This is a genomic window from Variovorax sp. MPBD4-3 (genome assembly GCF_058809745.1).
In genome coordinates, this window is record NZ_JBXASW010000018.1 from 14,330 (window position 1) to 30,649 (window position 16,320).

Consider the following 16,320-nt stretch of genomic DNA (forward strand, 5'->3'; position numbering starts at 1 on the left):
ACCGTCCAGGAGCACCCCATGACCTCACAGCAGCAACCCCGTATCGGCATCGTCATCGCCTCGACCCGCGAGGGCCGCTTCGGCGAAAAGCCCGCGCAATGGATCCACGAGATCGCGCAGCAGCGCACCGACCTCGCCTTCGAGCTGGTCGACCTGCGCGACCATCCGCTGCCCTTCTTCAACGAGGCGTCCGCGCCCGCCTGGGGGCCGGTGAAGAACGAGGCCGCGCAGCGCTGGCAAGCCAGGCTGGGCACCTTCGACGGCCTGATCGTCGTCACGCCCGAATACAACCACGGCCCCAGCGCGGTGCTGAAGAACGCGATCGACTGGGCGTACAAGGAGTTCATCCGCAAGCCGATCGGCTTCGTGGGCTACGGCGGCGTGGGCGCGGCGCGCGCGGTCGAGCAGCTGCGGCTGGTGGCGGTCGAGATGCAGATGGCGCCGGTGCGCCATGCGGTGCACATCGGCATGGTCGAGTTCATGGGCATATGGCAGCAGGGCAAGAGCTTCGGCGACTTCCCGCATCTCGCGCAGTCCGCAAACGGCATGCTCGACGACATCGCCTGGTGGGCCAAGGCGCTGAAGACCGCAAGGGAGGCCGCATGACCGCCGCCGTCGATACGCAGGCCCGCGCCGTGGTCTACCGCACGCGCGGCAGTTCGCACGGCTCGATCACGCGGCTGGTGAGCCCCGGGGACCTGGGCGAATTCCTGAAGCCCTTCGTTTTCCTCGACCTCTTCGGCTTCAACACCGAAGGCGGCCACAAGGGCTTCGGCCTGCATCCGCACTCGGGCATTGCCACGCTGACCTACCTGATCGAAGGCGACACGCTGTACGAAGACACGACCGGCGAACAAGGCACGCTGCGCGGCGGCGGTGTGGAGTGGATGCGCGCCGGCAACGGCGTGTGGCACACCGGCGCGCCCGCGCCGGGCGTGAAGCGCGTGCGCGGCTTCCAGCTGTGGGTGGCCCTGCCGCCTTCGGAAGAAAACGCGCCTGCGCAAAGCATGTACCTCGCACCCGCGCAGGTGCCGCGCGAAGGTCCGGCGCGCGTGCTGCTCGGGCGCCACGGCGCGGCGCGCAGCGCCATTGCCGCGCCCGCGTCGATGAACTACCTGGCCGTGGAGCTGAAAGACGGCGAGCGCTGGCGCTACACGCCGCCTGCCGGCCACACGGTGGGCTGGGTCGCGGTCAACGAGGGCGGGCTCGGCACGGGCGACGCGCGCGGCGGGCCGATCGGCGCTGGCGAGCTGGCGGTGTTCGAGGAGTCGAACGACGCCATCGATTTCATCGCGCATGGCGACACGGCCTTCGTGCTGGGCTCGGCGGTGAAGCATCCGCACGAGCTGGTGATGGGCCATTACTCGGTGCACACCAGCCGGGCGGCGCTCGACCAGGGCGAGGCCGAGATCCGCCGCATCGGCGCGGCGCTGAGGCAGCAGGGCCGACTCTCGTAAGCCTGCATGCGCGTGGCGCGCGGCTGCGCCAGAATCGTTCGCTTCCGGTCGAACGACCGACTCGCAGCCCACGCCCCGCCATGAACATTGCCGATTCCTTTGCCGACATCTCGCGCTTCGTCGAGATCCGGCGCGACATCCACGCCCACCCCGAACTCGGTTTCGAGGAACACCGCACCTCCGAGAAGGTCGCGAAGCTGCTCGCCGAATGGGGCATCGAGGTGCACCGAGGCATTGCCGGCACCGGCCTCGTCGGCGTGCTGCGCAAGGGCAACGGCAGCCGCACCATCGGCCTGCGCGCCGACATGGACGCGCTGCCGCTGCACGAGGCCAACGAGTTCGCCCACAAGTCGACCAACCCCGGGCGCATGCACGCCTGCGGCCACGACGGCCACACCACCATGCTGCTGGCCGCCGCGTGGCACCTGTCGCAGCAGGGGCCGGACGACTTCGACGGCACGGTGCATTTCATCTTCCAGCCGGCCGAGGAGATGGGCAAGGCCGGCGCCAAGAAGATGATCGACGAGGGCCTGTTCGAGCGCTTCCCGTGCGACGCGGTCTTCGGGCTGCACAACTTTCCGGTCGGCGACGTGGGCCGCTTCGCGCTCAACGAAGGCGCCCTCATGGCCTCGAGCAACACGTACAAGATCACCGTGCGCGGGCGCGGCACGCACGCCTCGATGCCGCACACGGGCATCGACCCCGTGGCGGCGGTGGTCAACCTTGCGCAGCAGCTGCAGACCATCGTGGCACGCACCATTCCCAGCACCGAGCGCGCGCTGCTGGCCGTCACGCAGCTGCAGGGCTCCGACGCGCCCAACGTGATTCCCGACGTGGCCACGGTGGGCGGCACCATCCGCACTTTCTCCATCGAGGCCATCGACAAGATCGAGGCGCGCCTGCGCGAAGTGGCCGCGGGCGTGGCGGCGGCGCACGGCTGCACGGCCGAGGTGTATTTCAACCGCTCGTCGCCGCCGACGGTGAACCACGCGGCGGAGGCGCGCTTTGCCGCCGGCGTGATGCGCGAGGTGGTGGGCGACGACATGGTCACCGACAACTTCCCCGCCGTGATGGGCGCCGAAGACTTCGCGCACATGCTGCTCGCGCGGCCCGGCTGCTACGCCTTCCTGGGCAACGGCGACGGCGACCACCGGCTCGACGGCCACGGGCCCGGCCCTTGCATCATCCACAACACCTCGTTCGACTTCAACGACGAGATCATCCCGATCGGTGCCAGCTACTTCGTGAAGCTGGTGCAGCGCTGGCTGCCGTCGGGCGCCTGAGATTCCTCCCCTGTGTTGATGACGATCAAAAAGAAAGCGGCCCCCACGATGCCTTCGACCCTGTTCTCCCGGCGTGCCTTAGGCGCGCTTGCCGCGGCTGCCGCGCTCTGTGCCTTCGCACCGGTGCATGCGCAGCAGCGCGTGATCCACATCGTCGTGCCCTTCGGCACCGGCGCGGTGCAGGACACGGTGGCGCGCGCCTTCAACAACGAGCTGGGCGCTGCGCTGGGCGCCAGTGCCATCGTCGAGAACCGCGCGGGCGCGGGCGGCACCGTGGGCGCGGCCCTGGTGGCGCGCGCGCCGGCCGACGGCAACACGCTCATCCTGGCGGCCGCGAGCCACAACATCGCGGGCTTCCTCTACAACAAGCTGAGCTACGACCCGCTGAAGGACTTCGTCGGCGTGGCCAACGTCGGCAACGCGGGCTACGTGCTGGCGGTGGCGGGCGGCATGGGCGTGTCGAATACGGCCGACTTCATCAAGGAGGTCAAGGCGCATCCCGGCAAGTACAACTACGCCTCGGCCGGCAACGGCAGTGCCACGCACCTCGCGATGGCTTCTTTCCTGGCGAAGGCGGGGCTGCAGATGACGCACATCCCGACCAAGTCGACCGGCGAGGCCGTCAACGAAGTGCTGGCGGGCCGGGTGCAGGCGGTGATCTCGTCGAGCATCGGCGTGATCGGCTTCCAGGACGACGCGCGCATCAAGCTGCTGGCGTCCACCGGCCAGTCGCGCAGCCCCTTCCTGCCCAAGTTGCCGACCGTGGCCGAAAGCGGCCTGCCCGGCTATGCCTTCGACTCGTGGATCGGCCTGCTCGCGCCGGCCGCCACGCCCAAGGCGGAGGTCGAGCGCATCAACGCTGCGGCCAACAAGGTGCTGGCCGACCCGGCGATCCAGGAGCGCTTCAAGCGCCTGGGCGTGGAGCCGCGCAGCCAGAGCGCGGAAGAATTCCAGAAGCTGCTGCGCTCGGACTGGGATGCGATGGGCGCGGTGGTGAAGGCGTCGGGCGCGAAGATCGATTGAATGGCCGGAGAAATACAGGCTCAGCCTGATAATTCGTAAAAATACGTCAAAGCCGATATTTTGACAAAACAAGACAGGGCCGATATTCTGAGTCCGCCATGGACTATCCCCTGCGCTTCGTCGACCAGCTCCGGCCGCACCTCAAGGCCCTGCGGAAGCAGCGCGGGCTGACGCAAGCGCAGGCCGGCGCGCTCATCGGCGTCAGCCAGGCCCGCGTTGCGGAAATCGAGGCCAACCCCGGCGCGGTCAGCTTCGAGCAGTTGATGAAACTGCTGTCGGCGCTGGGGGCCTCCTTTTGCCTGCGCGACGAGGCTGCGCCAAGCCGCGTGCTCGTGGCCGCTGAAGAGGCCGCGCAATACGACGCAGTGAAGCTCCCGCCCGGCCCATGGACCGCCACGCAGATGAGCGATCAGTCTGTGCTGGTGCGCCTGGAAACCGAATCGCCGGGCGCACCGGGCGAATCGCTTCGGGCGCTCCAGGCGCTGAATCCCGGCAAGGAGGTCAAGCCCACGTCGCGCCGGAGCTTCGTCGTGCGGCCGAAGAGGGAATCCTGGTGACGCAGGCCCTGGACGCCTGGATGAACGGAGAGCGCGTAGGCACCTGGTTCGCCGACCGTGGCGCCCACGCTTTCCGCTACGACCCGGCCTGGCTGGAATCGCCCCGGCGGCGCTCGCTGTCGCTGTCGATTCCGCTCAACAGCACGCTCGAGGTTCGCGGCGATGTGGTCCGCAACTACTTCGACAACCTGCTGCCCGACAACGACCGCATTCGCGCGCGGCTGCGCAACCGCTTCCGGCTCAAGGATGCCACGACCTTCGGCCTGCTCGAAGCCATCGGCCGCGACTGCGTCGGTGCCGTGCAGCTGCTGCCCGAAGGGGCTGTGCCGGAAGGCTGGAACGCCATTAACTGCGAGCCGCTGGACGACGCGCAGATCGCCGAACTGCTGCAGGCCGTGCCGTCCGAAGACGCCCCGCAAGGCATGCGCGACGAAGACCTGTTTCGCATCTCGCTGGCCGGCGCGCAGGAAAAGACGGCACTGACCCGATGGAATGGCGCGTGGTGCCGGCCGCACGGCGCCACGCCCACCACGCACATCGTGAAGCTGCCGCTCGGGCTGATCGGCGGCTCCAGGCGCGTGGACGCCTCCGACTCGGTGCAGAACGAATGGCTGTGCGCGCAGATCGTCGAGGCCCTGGGCCTGCCGGTGGCGCCGACCTCCATGGCCACCTTCGGCGGGCAGACGGTGCTGATGGTGGAGCGCTTCGACCGCGAATGGATGGACGGCGGCACCTGGATCGCGCGGCTGCCGCAGGAAGACTTCTGCCAGGCCCTGGGCCTGCCGTCAGACAAGAAGTACGAGCAGCACGGCGGCCCCGGCATGCCGAAGTGCCTGCAGCTTCTGCAAGGCAGCCGGAGCGCGGACGACGGCATGCGCTTCCTGCTCGCGCAGCTGGCTTTCTTTCTGCTCGCGGCCACGGACGGGCACGCCAAGAACTTCTCGATCCATCTCCAGCGCGGCGACGCCTACGAGATGACGCCGCTGTACGACGTCATCTCGATGTGGCCGTACTTAGGCGATGGCGCCAATCAGTTCCAGCCGCGCAAGGCGGGGCTGGCGATGGCCGTGCGCTCGCGGAACACGCACTACGTGTTCCAGACCATCCAGGCGCGCCACTGGCATGGCCTGGCCATGAAGAACGGCGGCATCGACGTATGGAACGCCATGCTCGGCCTGGTGGCGTCGGTGGACGCCGCGCTGGACGAGGTCGAGGCACTGCTGCCGCCTGGCTTTCCCGCGCGGACCTGGCAGACCATTTCGCAGGGCATGCGGGGCGAGGCGAAGCGATTCCTCGCGGGCCTCGACGGCATCGCTGCGTAGAAGCCGCTCAGGACTCGGAGGTGAAGCCGATCTGCTTCACCAGCGGCCCCCAGCGCTCGTACTCGGCCTTCTGGTCGGCGGCCATGTCCTGCGGCGTGCTGGCGTTCGCGACCAGGCCGACCAGGGCCAGCGCGTCAACCACGGCCTTGTCTTTCAGCGCCTGGGTGATGGCGGCATTGGCGGCGGCGATGGTGGCGGCGGGCGTCCTGGCGGGCGCGTAGAAGCCGAACCATTCCTCGGAGGTCACGTCGGGGTAGCCCAGCTCGGTGAATGTCGGCACGTCGGGCAGGAAGGGCGAGCGCTTCTTGCCGGAAGTCGCCAGCACGCGGATGCGGCCGGTCTTCATGTACTGCAGATAGTCGCCGCTCGGGTTCATGGCGGCGGCGATCTGCCCGCCCACGAGGTCGGTGATGCTGGGCACGGTGCCGCGGTAGGGAACGTGCTTGATCTCCACGCCCGCGCGCATGCCCAGCAGCGCGCCCAGCAGGTGCGGCATGGAGCCGGCGCCGGGCGAGCCGTAGCTGGCCTTCTCGGGGTGGGCCTTGGCCCAGGCCAGGAAGTCCTTGAGCGTCTTGACCTCGGCGGGCACGGCGGGCCCCACGGCCAGGCCATGGAACATGATCGCGCCGATGGACACGGCCGTCACGTCTTCCGGCTTGTACGCGAGCTTCGGATAGATGTACGGGTAGACCGCCAACGCCGACACGGGGGCCAGTGCCAGCACGGAGCCATCGGCCGGCGCGGCCTTGAGCGTCTCCAGCGCGATGCGCCCGCCCGCGCCGGGCTTGTTCTCCACATAGCCCGGGTTCTTGCTGTAGGCCGTGCCGCCCAGCTTTTCGGACACGCGGCGCGCCACGCTGTCGCCGGCGCTGCCGGCGGGAAAGCCGTAGATGACCTTCACCTGGTCCAGTGCCTGCGCGATGGCCGAGAAGGGCATCAGCGCCCCCGCGGTGGCGGCGCCGGCCATGGTGTTCAGGAAGTGACGTCGTTGCATGGTTCTGTCTCCTTGAGTGTGTGTGTATGCGTGCGGGGAAAAACTGGGGAGCGCCGGCGTCAGGCGGCCGTGCGCTGTCGGGCGTAGTCGATGAAGAAGGCGAGGCTGCCAGGGTTCTGCATGCTGTCGGGGCTGGCCACCTTGTCGGCCGGGGCGCCCAGCAACAGCCTGCGCACCGGCACTTCCATCTTCTTGCCGCTGAGCGTGCGCGGAATCTCGTCGACCTGGACGACGTCGTCGGGCACATGGCGCGCCGAGGCCTTGGCCCGGATGTCGGCGCAGATGCGCTCCTTGAGCGATGCGTCGAGCGTCGCGCCCGGCTGCAGCACGACGAACAGGGGCATGAACGACGGCCGGCCCAGGTACTCCAGGTCGACCACCAGGCTGTCGCGCACCTCGGGCAGTTGCTCCACCACCCGGTAGATCTCGGCCGTGCCCATGCGGATGCCGAACCGGTTGATGGTGCTGTCGGAGCGGCCGTAGATCACCGCGCTGCGCCGCGGCGTGAAGCGAATCCAGTCGCCGTGCCGCCAGACGCGGGGAAAGGTCGTGAAGTAGCTCTCGCGGTAGCGCTGGTCATCGGGATCGTTCCAGAAGTAGAGCGGCATCGAGGGCATCGGCTTGGTGATGACCAGTTCGCCCACTTCATCGACCACCGGCCGGCCGGCGTCGTCGAAGGCGTAGGCCGCCACGCCCAGCTCGGGGCACTGGATCTCGCCGGCATGCACCGGCAGGCTGGGAGCGCAAGCCACGAAGCCCGAGGCGATGTCGGTGCCGCCGCTGATGGAAGCCAGCCAGAGGTCCGGCTTGACGGCCTCGTAGACCCACAGGTAGGCGTCGACGGGCAGCGGCGAGCCGGTCGCGTTGATGGCGCGCAGGCGGTCCAGCTTCGCGATGTCGCGCGGGCGCAAGCCTTCCTTCATGCAATTGACCAGGTAGGCCGCGCCGCAGCCGAACAGCGTGACGCCCTGCTCGTCGATGAAGCGCCACAACGCCTCGGCATCCGGCCAGCTGGGGTTGCCGTCGAACATCACGATGCTCGCGCCGGTCAACAGCGCGCCCACCTGCAGGTTCCACACGATCCATCCGGTGCTGCCCAGGAACAGCAGCCGGTCGCCCTCGCGCAGGTCGTGCTGCAGCGCCATGGTCTTCAGGTGCGTGAGCACGATGCCGCCGTGGCCGTGCACCATCGCCTTGGGCAGGCCGGTGGTGCCGGAGGAATAGACGATCCACAGCGGGTGGTCGAAAGGCAGGCGCTCGTAGTGCGGCGGCGCGTCGTTGCGCAGCGCCTCGGCCCAGTCGACGCGGTCGCGCCAGTCGGGCACAGGCGCTTCGTCCGCGGCGCCCGGCACGTGGACTACGCGCTTCACGCTGGGCAGCTCGGCCAGCAACTCCCTGACCTGGGCGATGCGATCGTGGCGCTTGCCGTTGTAGCGGTAGCTGTCGGTGGCCAGCAGCAGGCAGGGCTCGATCTGGCGCAACCGGTCCAGGACCACGCCCGGGCCCATGTCCGGCGCGCAGCTGGACCATATGGCGCCGATGCTGGCGCAAGCCAGGAAAGCGACGACGGTCTCCGGCCAGTTGGGCAGGTAGCCGGCCACCCGGTCGCCGGGGCCGATGCCCCAGGCGCGCATCTGCCCGGCCAGCGCGGCGGCGTCGCGTTCGAGCCCGGCCCACGACACGGTGCGCAGCGGCGCGCCTTCCCTGCGCGCGATGATCGCCGGACTTGCCGGGTCCATGGGCGCCCGGCGAAACAGGTTCTCGGCATAGTTCAGCCGCATGCCCGGGAACCACTGCGCACCGGGCATCTCGCGGCGGCCCAGTGCCGGTTGCGGATCGCCGTGGCCGACCACGCCGAAGTACTCCCGCACCGATTGCCAGAAGGCGTCCAGTTCCTCCACCGACCACTGCCAGAGCGCTTCGTAGCCGCCCGCGGGCACGCCGTGGCGGTCGGCCAGCCATTGCTGGTAGTCGTGCAGGCGGCTGGCGCGAATCTGTTCGGCCGAAGGCGACCACAGCAGTGGGGCTTGAGCTTCGGAGGGGGTCGAGGTGTGCATGTCGTGGCCGATGAATCCAGGGTGCGGGCGGGTTGGGCCGGATTGTTCGGTCTGCGTCGAAGCGCTACTGTTGAAACGGGGACATTTGGAGGAAGGGTTTACCCGTTGAAAACGAAGCCGGACGATCTGCCGATTCCGCCTGGCCCGGTGCCGCACGCGGCACCGGCCACCCGCCTGCCGCCTCGGCGCCTGAACGTGGGCGAACCTGCCGGCTACCGGCTGAACGAGCTGTTGCGCCTTTCGCCCTGGTACGCGGTGCTCCCGGCCCCGGCACAGGGCTGGATCCTGAAACGTGCCCGCGAACACCGGGTCTCGCAGGGCCAGCTGCTGGCCCGGCGGGGCGAGATACCGACAGCCTGGTTCGGACTCGCGCAGGGGCTGCTCAAGACCTCCGTGCTCGCCGCGGACGGACGCAGTTCCACGCTCGGCGGCATCCTGCCGGGTTGCTGGTTCGGCGAAGGCGCGCTGCTGCGCGGCAAGCCGCGCCATGCCGACTACGTGGCGCTGCGCGACAGCCGCGTCGTACTGCTGCCGCTGGACGATTTCGCCCGTCTGCTGCAGGAGCAGCCGGTGTTCAAGGACTTCGTGTACTCGCAGATCAACGAGCGCCTGCACTACTTCATGGACCATGTGGGCGACGTGCGGCTGATGCGCGGCCCCGCGCGAGTGGCGAATGCGCTGTGCGGACTGGCGCATGTGCTGAACAACCCGCTCGGCCTCGTCCACCTGCCCATCGCGCAGGACGAACTGGCCGCCATCGCCGCTGTTTCGCGCCAGCGCTGCAACCTGGCACTGCAGCACATGCAGGCTCGGGGCTGGCTGCACGTCGGCTATGGGCACCTGACCTTGCTCGCGCTCGACCCCATCGCCGAGATGGCGCGCTCCGGCTGACGCCCTTTTCCGCAGCGGCGTGGCAAACGCTGCGTGTAGGACGCCGCTGGATTGACAACGCGGCGTCGGCGCCCATGCTCCGGGGTGGGTTCCCCGCATGCTGCGAGGGAAAGAGAAAAGGATTCCCCATGAACTCGACATCGCCCCTCGATCAACCCTCCGGCGCGCCGGGCGCCACCAGGTCGCCAAAGGCACTGTGGGCAGTGATCGGCGCCCTGGCCGTGGCCGTGGTGGCGCTGGGCGGCGTGCTGTTGCACAAGCAGTCGCAGGACACGACGGCGGCCGCCGCAGCCTCGCCGCCCGTGTCCACCGCGATGGCGCCCAAGGCGCCGGACGACTTCAAGCCCGAGCTCATGCCGCCCGCCCCCGCCGTGCCACCTACCGGCGCGGGCCCGGCACCGCAGGCCATGGCCGCGGCGCCCATGTCCACGCCTGTTCCGGCCCCGCTGCCGGCGCAAGCCGTCCAGCCTGCCCCCGCTCCCGGCTCGAATGCACCGATGGTGGCCGCCGCCCAGCCCGCACCGCCGCCTTGCGCAGTCTGCGGCCGGGTCGAATCGGTCCGACCGGTGCAGCGTGCCCAGCGCACCACCGGTGTCGGCGCGGTCGCGGGCGGCGTGGTGGGTGGCCTTGTGGGCAACCAGTTCGGCCACGGCAACGGCCGTGCCGCGACCACCGTGCTCGGCGCGGTCGGCGGCGGCTTCGCGGGCAATGCCATCGAGAAGCACGTGCGCACCGTCACCGTCTACGAGGTCGGCGTGCGCATGGACAACGGCTCGCTGCGTACGGTGGAGACCAAGAGCGCGCCGCCCATCGGCAAGCCGGTCACGCTCAGGCGCGGCGTGCTGCGCCCGGCCGACGGCCGCAAGTAGCGCACGGCGGCGGCCCGCCCCCGGGCCGCGATATCACACAAGCTCCGTGCCCGGAAGAGCGCTTGCCCCACGAATATCTTGACGGTATATCGTTAATATATTTAAAGTGCGACGCTTCCACACCGCACATCCACAAGGAGCGACCAAGTGAGCAATCCCCGCTGGCAAGGCATCTTCCCCGCCGTCACCACCAAGTTCCACGCCGACGAGAGCATCGACGCCGAAGGCACCGCCCGGCACATCGACTTCCAGATCCGCAACGGCATCCACGGCCTCGTCACCTGCGGCTCGCTCGGCGAAGCCAGCACGCTCGCGCTGGAAGAAAAGCTGCAGGTTGCGAAGATCGCGCTCGAAGCCGCCGACGGCCGCATCCCGGTGCTTGCCAACGTGTCGGAAACCAGCACCCGGGAGGCGCTGCGCTACGTGGACGGCGCCAACAAGCTCGGCGTGGCCGGCTTCATGGTGATGCCCTCGGTGATCTACGTGGCCGACGCGCGAGAGGCCATGCTCAACGTGCGCACGATCGCCAACGCGGCGCAGAAACCCATCATGGTCTACAACAACCCGGTGGCCTACCGCGTCGACCTGAAGCCGCAGCACATGGTCGAGCTGGCCGACTGCGAATGGATCGCGGCCATCAAGGAAAGCACCGACGACATCCGCCGCATCACCGACCTGCGCAACACCGTGGGCGACCGCTACCAGCTGTTCCTGGGCGTGGACGACCTCGCCTACGAAGGCCTCGCACTCGGCTGCGACGGGCTGCTGGCCGGCGTCGGCTGCGCCTTCCCGCGCGAGACCGTGGCGCTGTACGACCTGATGAAGGCCGGCAAGTTCGCCGAAGCGCTCAAGCTCTACCAGTGGATGACGCCCATGCTGCACCTCGACGTGTCGACCAAGCTGGTGCAGAACCTCAAGCTCATCGACGTGCTGGTGGGCGTGGGCACCGAGCACATGCGCCGTCCGCGCCTGCCGCTCATCGGCGCCGAGCGCGAGTTCATCGAAGGCATCGTGAAGAAGGCGCTCGCGAGCCGGCCTGTTCAATACCAGTCGGTCATGTAATAACCGCACGGCCTCGCGTTTTTCATCGTCCCCAACCCAGCAGGAAGAAGCATGAAGACAAAAGCAAGCATGGTTTCGTTTCTCGGACTCGCGGCCCTCGCCCTTGCAGGCCAGGCGCATGCGCAGGAGCAGGTGGTCAAGATCGGCCACAGCGGCCCGCTTTCCGGCCCCAACGCCTTCGCGGGCAAGGACAATGAAAACGGCGTGCGCCTGGCCGTCGAGGAGCTCAACGCGAAGAAGCTCGTGGTCGGCGGCAAGGCGCTCAAGTTCGAGCTGGTCTCCGAAGACGACCAGTGCGACGCCAAGACCGGCGTGAGCGTGGCGCAGAAGTTCGTGGACGACGGCGTGAAGTTCGTCATGGGCCCGTATTGCTCCGGCGTGGCCATTCCGGCCTCGCGCATCTACAGCGACGGCGGCGTGCTGCTCTCCACCGTGGGCACCAACCCCAAGGTCACGCAGGGCGGCTACAGGAACCTCTACCGCATCATCGCCAGCGACAACCAGATCGGCGGCGCGATGGCGGTCTATGCGGCCAAGGTGCTCAAGGTCAAGAAGGTCGGCGTGATCGACGACCGCACCGCCTTCGGCCAGGGCCTGGCGGAAGAGTTCACCAAGGAAGCCAAGGCGCAGGGCCTGAGCGTGGTCGGCCAGGAGTTCACCACCGACAAGGCCGTCGACTTCACCGCCATCCTCACCAACATGAAGGCCAAGGCGCCCGAGGCCATCTTCTTCGGCGGCTATGCGCCGCAGGCCGCGCCCATGGCCCGCCAGATGAAGCAGCTGGCCGTGGCCGGCAAGCTGCTGGGCGGCGACACCGTCTGCAGCCCCGCCACCGGCAAGCTCGGCGGCGACGCGGTCAACGACGTGGTGTTCTGCGCGCAGGGCGGCTCCATCCTCGAGAAGGCGCAGAGCGGCCCGGCGTTCAAGGAGAAATTCAAGAAGCGCTTCAACATCGATGCCGACGCCTACGCCGCCTCGTACTACGACCAGGTGATGTTCATCGGCGAGTCGATGAAGAAGGCCAACTCCATCGACCCCGACAAGGTCGGCGCCGAGCTCTACAAGACCACCTACAAGGGCGTGGCCGCTACCTACGCCTACGACGACAAGGGCAACATGAAGCAGGCGCCGATCACGGTGTTCACCTTCAAGAACGCCGCGCCCGTTCCCCTGGCCAGCTACTGATGGGGCCCGGCCGCATGCAACGCATCCAGGTCATCGACTCGCACACGGGCGGCGAGCCCACGCGCCTTGTGATCGGCGGGTTCCCCGATCTGGGCGGCGGCAGCATGGCCGAGCGCCGCGCGCTGCTGGCCGAGCGGCACGACAAATGGCGCGCCGCCGCCGTGCTGGAGCCGCGCGGCAGCGACGTGGTGGTGGGCGCGCTGCTGTGCGAGCCCGTGTCGCCCGACGCCGCCGCCGGCGTGATCTTCTTCAACAACGCCGGCTACCTCGGCATGTGCGGCCACGGCACCATCGGGCTGGTCGCGAGCCTGGCGCACATGGGGCGCATCGGCGTGGGCGAGCACCGCATCGAGACGCCCGTGGGCACGGTCACGACCACGCTGCACGAAGACGGCTCGGTGAGCGTGCGCAACGTGCCGGCCTACCGGCACCTGCGGCAGGCGGCGGTCGAGCTGCCGGGCCACGGCGTCGTGCGCGGCGACGTGGCCTGGGGCGGCAACTGGTTCTTCCTGGTGAGCGAACACGGCCAGCGCGTGGCCAGCGACAACCTCGCGGCGCTGACCGACTACACCGCCGCTTTGCGCCGCGCACTGGCGGCGCAGGGCATCACCGGCGCGGACGGCGCGGAGATCGACCACATCGAACTCTTCGCCGACGACAGCGAAGGCGCCGACAGCCGCAACTTCGTGCTGTGCCCCGGCAACGCCTACGACCGCTCGCCCTGCGGCACCGGCACCAGCGCCAAGATCGCCTGCCTCGCGGCCGACGGCAAGCTCGCGCCGGGCGCGGTGTGGACGCAGGCCAGCGTGATCGGCAGCCGCTTCGAGGCCAGCTACGCGATGGACGGCGACAAGGTCATTCCTACGCTGCGCGGCCGCGCGCACATCAGCGCGGAGGCCACGCTGCTGATCGAAGACGGCGATCCCTTCGGCTGGGGCATCCGGCTCTGACGCCGGGCGGCATGGACGCGGATGTCATCGTCATCGGCGCCGGCATCGTCGGCGCGGCGTGCGCGCATGCGCTCGCGCAGGCGGGGCTGCAGGTGCTGGTGCTCGATGCGCGCACCGGCGGCGCCACCGGCGCGGGCATGGGCCACCTCGTGGTGATGGACGACAACGCGGCCGAACTGGAACTGAGCCGGCGTTCGGTCGCGCAATGGCGCGCGCTGGCGCCGCGCATGAGCGAAGACTGCGCCTACAGCCCCTGCGGCACGCTCTGGATCGCGGCCAACGACGAAGAAATGGCCGAGGCCGAACGCAAGCGCCAGCATCTGCATGCGAATGGCATCGACAGCCGCCTGCTGACTGCTGGCGAACTGGCGAGCGCGGAGCCCGCCTTGCGCAAGGGCCTGGCCGGTGCGCTCGAAGTGCCTGGCGACGGCATCCTCTATGCGCCCAACGCGGCGCGCTGGCTGCTCGCGCAGGCCGCGGATTCGGTGCGCGTCGAGCATGAAAAGGTCGCCGCCATCCAGGACGACGGCGCCCTGCGGCTCGCCGACGGCAGCAGTCGCCGCGCGCCGCAGATCGTGCTGGCCAACGGCATCGAGGCCACGGCGCTGTGCCCCGAGCTCCCGATCCGCCCGAAGAAGGGCCACCTGCTGATCACCGACCGCTATCCGGGCACCGTGCACCACCAGCTCGTCGAGCTCGGCTATGTGACCAGCGCGCACCACAGCGACGGCGATTCGGTCGCCTTCAACGTGCAGCCGCGCCCCACCGGGCAACTGCTGGTGGGCTCGTCGCGCCAGTTCGACACCACCGATCCGGCGGTCGAAGCGCCGATGCTGGCGCGCATGCTCCAGCGCACGCTCGACTACCTCCCGGGGCTCGCCAACCTCAACGCCGTGCGTTCATGGACCGGCATGCGCGCCGCGTCGCCCGACGGCCTGCCGCTGCTGGGCAGGCATCCGTGGCGCGACAAGCTCTGGCTCGCGGTCGGCCATGAAGGCCTCGGCGTGACGACCGCGCCGGGCAGCGCGCATCTGCTCGCCGCGCTGATGACCGGCGCCAGGCCCGATTTCGACCCGGCGCCCTACGCGCCGCGCGGCCTGCGAGGCATGGCATGAGCGCCCACACCCTGCTGCACATCGACGGGCATCTGGTGCGCGTGAAAACGGGCAGCTCGGTGGCCGCGGCATTGCGCGTGGCCGATGGCGGCGGCATGGGCGCCGCGCGCACCTCGGTCACGGGGCAGCCGCGCGCGCCGTTCTGCGGCATGGGCGTGTGCCAGGAATGCCGCGTGCTGGTCGACGGCCGCCGCAGGCTCGCCTGCCAGACCGTGTGCGCCGAGGGCATGCGCGTGGAGACGACGGAATGACCGGCATCGCGACGGACAGCTGCGACCTGCTGGTCGTCGGCGCCGGGCCGGCCGGCATGGCGGCGGCCGTGGCGGCCGCGCCGAGCGGCGCATCCATCGTCGTGATCGACGACAACCCCGCGCCCGGCGGGCAGATCTGGCGCGACGGCCCCGGCGCCGCCCTGCCGCCGGCGGCGCGCAAGTGGCGCGACGCGCTCGCCGCGCACGCGAACATCCGCGTGCGCAGCGGCACGCGCATCGTCGCCATTGCCGCGCCCTGCGAACTGCTGCTCGAAGACGCCGGCGGCGCGACGCGCATGGCGTGGCGCAAGCTCATTCTCTGCACCGGCGCGCGCGAGCTGCTGCTGCCCTTCCCCGGCTGGACGCTGCCCGGCGTGACGGGCGCGGGCGGCCTGCAGGCGCTCGTCAAGGCGGGCATGCCTGTCGAGGGTGAACGCATCGTCATCGCGGGCAGCGGGCCGCTGCTTCTTGCCGCCGCAGCAACCGCACGCGCGGCAGGCGCGAAGGTGCTGCGCATTGCCGAGCAGGCGTCGTTCGCAGCGGTCGCGCGCTTCGGCGCCAGCCTGGCGCGCTGGCCGGGCAAGGCCGCGCAGGCCGTGACGCTGGCCGACGCCGGCTATCGAACCTCGTCGCGCATCGTCTCCGTGCATGGCGCGACGCAGGTCGAATCGGTCCGGCTGCTGCAAGGCGGCAAGGAAGTCGACATCGCCTGCGACCGCGTGGCCTGCGGCTTCGGCCTCACGCCCAACACGCAGCTCGGGCAGCTGCTCGGCTGCGCACTCGCGCCCGCCGGCGGCGGCACGCAGGCCCTGTCGGTCGATGCAAGGCAGGCCACCAGCGTCCACGGCATCTACGCCGCCGGCGAATGCACCGGCTTCGGCGGCAGCGAGCGCGCGCTGGTGCAAGGCGCCATTGCCGGCCACGCCGCCGTGGGCAACGAGCGCGCGGCGAAAGCCCTCGAAAGCGAGCGCGCCCGCTGGAACGCCTTCGCGGCGCAGCTGCACCGGACTTTCGCGCTGGCCGACGCCATCAGGCGAATGCCGCAGGCCGACACGCTCGTCTGCCGCTGCGAGGACGTTCAGTTCTCCGCACTGGACGGCTGCACCGGTTGGACCGACGCCAAGCTGCACCGCCGCTGCGGCATGGGCGCCTGCCAGGGCCGTGTCTGCGGCGATGCGGCGCAGTTCCTCTTCGGCTGGACGCCGCCCGCGCCCAGGCCGCCGCTGTCGCCGGTCCGCATCGCGACGCTGGCGGGCCTGGTGGACACAGCGGACCCGGTGGACGCCCGACAATGACGCCGCAGC

16 protein-coding genes are annotated in these 16,320 nt (G+C 69.7%); 14 read left to right on the forward strand and 2 right to left on the reverse strand.

Going from position 1 to position 16,320, the window contains the following annotated elements:
- Nucleotides 1-18: 18 nt before the first annotated feature.
- From AC1RVW_RS13460 to AC1RVW_RS13485, 6 genes are all read left to right on the forward strand, one after another.
- Nucleotides 19-606: an NADPH-dependent FMN reductase gene (locus AC1RVW_RS13460; RefSeq protein WP_106936328.1), complete on the forward strand. Its 588-nt coding sequence runs from the start codon at nt 19-21 to the stop codon at nt 604-606.
- The gene (locus tag AC1RVW_RS13465; RefSeq protein ID WP_493200445.1) at nt 603-1,457 is read left to right on the forward strand and encodes a pirin family protein; all 855 of its coding nucleotides are present in this window, start codon (nt 603-605) and stop codon (nt 1,455-1,457) included. Before AC1RVW_RS13460 ends, AC1RVW_RS13465 begins: the two co-directional genes overlap by 4 nt.
- Before the next feature lie 80 nt (nt 1,458-1,537).
- Nucleotides 1,538-2,740 carry a M20 aminoacylase family protein gene (locus AC1RVW_RS13470; protein ID WP_106936330.1) on the forward strand — a complete coding sequence of 401 codons (1,203 nt, stop codon included), beginning with the start codon at nt 1,538-1,540 and terminating at the stop codon, nt 2,738-2,740.
- Nucleotides 2,741-2,788: 48 nt separating this feature from the next.
- Nucleotides 2,789-3,763: a tripartite tricarboxylate transporter substrate-binding protein gene (locus AC1RVW_RS13475; RefSeq protein ID WP_172839853.1), complete on the forward strand. Its 975-nt coding sequence runs from the start codon at nt 2,789-2,791 to the stop codon at nt 3,761-3,763.
- 98 nt (nt 3,764-3,861) lie between these two features.
- Nucleotides 3,862-4,320 carry a helix-turn-helix domain-containing protein gene (locus AC1RVW_RS13480; RefSeq protein ID WP_493200448.1) on the forward strand — a complete coding sequence of 153 codons (459 nt, stop codon included), beginning with the start codon at nt 3,862-3,864 and terminating at the stop codon, nt 4,318-4,320.
- Between the two features lie 20 nt (nt 4,321-4,340).
- Nucleotides 4,341-5,642 (forward strand): HipA domain-containing protein, encoded by a 1,302-nt coding sequence (locus AC1RVW_RS13485; RefSeq protein WP_285414054.1) that lies wholly within the window; start codon nt 4,341-4,343, stop codon nt 5,640-5,642.
- Nucleotides 5,643-5,649: 7 nt separating this feature from the next.
- Here the strand turns inward: AC1RVW_RS13485 and AC1RVW_RS13490 are convergent, their stop codons facing one another.
- Together AC1RVW_RS13490 and AC1RVW_RS13495 are read right to left on the reverse strand one after the other, a co-directional pair.
- Nucleotides 5,650-6,636, reverse strand: a complete 987-nt coding sequence (locus AC1RVW_RS13490; protein ID WP_081268257.1) for a tripartite tricarboxylate transporter substrate-binding protein — start codon at nt 6,634-6,636, stop codon at nt 5,650-5,652.
- Nucleotides 6,637-6,695: 59 nt separating this feature from the next.
- Entirely contained in the window at nt 6,696-8,693 is a 1,998-nt protein-coding gene (locus AC1RVW_RS13495) for an acetoacetate--CoA ligase (RefSeq protein ID WP_493200450.1), read from the reverse strand.
- Between the two features lie 105 nt (nt 8,694-8,798).
- On the opposite strand from AC1RVW_RS13495, the gene AC1RVW_RS13500 reads away from it, so the two are divergent.
- The 8 genes from AC1RVW_RS13500 to AC1RVW_RS13535 all read left to right on the forward strand — a co-directional run bounded on the left by AC1RVW_RS13500 (nt 8,799) and on the right by AC1RVW_RS13535 (nt 16,311).
- The gene (locus tag AC1RVW_RS13500) at nt 8,799-9,584 is read left to right on the forward strand and encodes a Crp/Fnr family transcriptional regulator (RefSeq protein ID WP_493200452.1); all 786 of its coding nucleotides are present in this window, start codon (nt 8,799-8,801) and stop codon (nt 9,582-9,584) included.
- A 128-nt stretch (nt 9,585-9,712) separates the two neighbouring features.
- Nucleotides 9,713-10,453 (forward strand): outer membrane lipoprotein, encoded by a 741-nt coding sequence (locus AC1RVW_RS13505; RefSeq protein ID WP_493200454.1) that lies wholly within the window; start codon nt 9,713-9,715, stop codon nt 10,451-10,453.
- Between the two features lie 147 nt (nt 10,454-10,600).
- Entirely contained in the window at nt 10,601-11,515 is a 915-nt protein-coding gene (locus AC1RVW_RS13510) for a dihydrodipicolinate synthase family protein (RefSeq protein WP_493200456.1), read from the forward strand.
- Between the two features lie 51 nt (nt 11,516-11,566).
- On the forward strand, nt 11,567-12,700 hold the full coding sequence (locus tag AC1RVW_RS13515) for a branched-chain amino acid ABC transporter substrate-binding protein (protein WP_493200457.1): 1,134 nt from the start codon (nt 11,567-11,569) through the stop codon (nt 12,698-12,700).
- A gap of 14 nt (nt 12,701-12,714) precedes the next feature.
- Complete coding sequence (locus tag AC1RVW_RS13520) at nt 12,715-13,650, forward strand: 4-hydroxyproline epimerase (protein ID WP_493200459.1); 936 nt, start codon at nt 12,715-12,717, stop codon at nt 13,648-13,650.
- Nucleotides 13,651-13,661: 11 nt separating this feature from the next.
- Entirely contained in the window at nt 13,662-14,765 is a 1,104-nt protein-coding gene (locus tag AC1RVW_RS13525) for an NAD(P)/FAD-dependent oxidoreductase (RefSeq protein WP_493200461.1), read from the forward strand.
- Nucleotides 14,762-15,016, forward strand: a complete 255-nt coding sequence (locus tag AC1RVW_RS13530) for a (2Fe-2S)-binding protein (RefSeq protein WP_081268263.1) — start codon at nt 14,762-14,764, stop codon at nt 15,014-15,016. The genes AC1RVW_RS13525 and AC1RVW_RS13530 overlap by 4 nt, the downstream gene beginning before the upstream one ends.
- Nucleotides 15,013-16,311, forward strand: coding sequence for an FAD-dependent oxidoreductase (locus tag AC1RVW_RS13535; protein ID WP_493200463.1), 1,299 nt, complete (start codon nt 15,013-15,015; stop codon nt 16,309-16,311). The genes AC1RVW_RS13530 and AC1RVW_RS13535 overlap by 4 nt, the downstream gene beginning before the upstream one ends.
- Nucleotides 16,312-16,320 lie beyond the last annotated feature (9 nt).

Bases quoted from the DNA above. Each gene is read 5' to 3' on its own strand.
- AC1RVW_RS13460 (WP_106936328.1), top strand. From the start codon at position 19: ATGACCTCACAGCAGCAACCCCGTATCGGCATCGTCATCGCCTCGACC.
- AC1RVW_RS13465 (WP_493200445.1), top strand. From the start codon at position 603: ATGACCGCCGCCGTCGATACGCAGGCCCGCGCCGTGGTCTACCGCACG.
- AC1RVW_RS13470 (WP_106936330.1), top strand. From the start codon at position 1,538: ATGAACATTGCCGATTCCTTTGCCGACATCTCGCGCTTCGTCGAGATC.
- AC1RVW_RS13475 (WP_172839853.1), top strand. From the start codon at position 2,789: ATGCCTTCGACCCTGTTCTCCCGGCGTGCCTTAGGCGCGCTTGCCGCG.
- AC1RVW_RS13480 (WP_493200448.1), top strand. From the start codon at position 3,862: ATGGACTATCCCCTGCGCTTCGTCGACCAGCTCCGGCCGCACCTCAAG.
- AC1RVW_RS13485 (WP_285414054.1), top strand. From the start codon at position 4,341: ATGAACGGAGAGCGCGTAGGCACCTGGTTCGCCGACCGTGGCGCCCAC.
- AC1RVW_RS13490 (WP_081268257.1), bottom strand. From the start codon at position 6,636: ATGCAACGACGTCACTTCCTGAACACCATGGCCGGCGCCGCCACCGCG.
- AC1RVW_RS13495 (WP_493200450.1), bottom strand. From the start codon at position 8,693: ATGCACACCTCGACCCCCTCCGAAGCTCAAGCCCCACTGCTGTGGTCG.
- AC1RVW_RS13505 (WP_493200454.1), top strand. From the start codon at position 9,713: ATGAACTCGACATCGCCCCTCGATCAACCCTCCGGCGCGCCGGGCGCC.
- AC1RVW_RS13515 (WP_493200457.1), top strand. From the start codon at position 11,567: ATGAAGACAAAAGCAAGCATGGTTTCGTTTCTCGGACTCGCGGCCCTC.
- AC1RVW_RS13520 (WP_493200459.1), top strand. From the start codon at position 12,715: ATGCAACGCATCCAGGTCATCGACTCGCACACGGGCGGCGAGCCCACG.
- AC1RVW_RS13525 (WP_493200461.1), top strand. From the start codon at position 13,662: ATGGACGCGGATGTCATCGTCATCGGCGCCGGCATCGTCGGCGCGGCG.
- AC1RVW_RS13530 (WP_081268263.1), top strand. From the start codon at position 14,762: ATGAGCGCCCACACCCTGCTGCACATCGACGGGCATCTGGTGCGCGTG.
- AC1RVW_RS13535 (WP_493200463.1), top strand. From the start codon at position 15,013: ATGACCGGCATCGCGACGGACAGCTGCGACCTGCTGGTCGTCGGCGCC.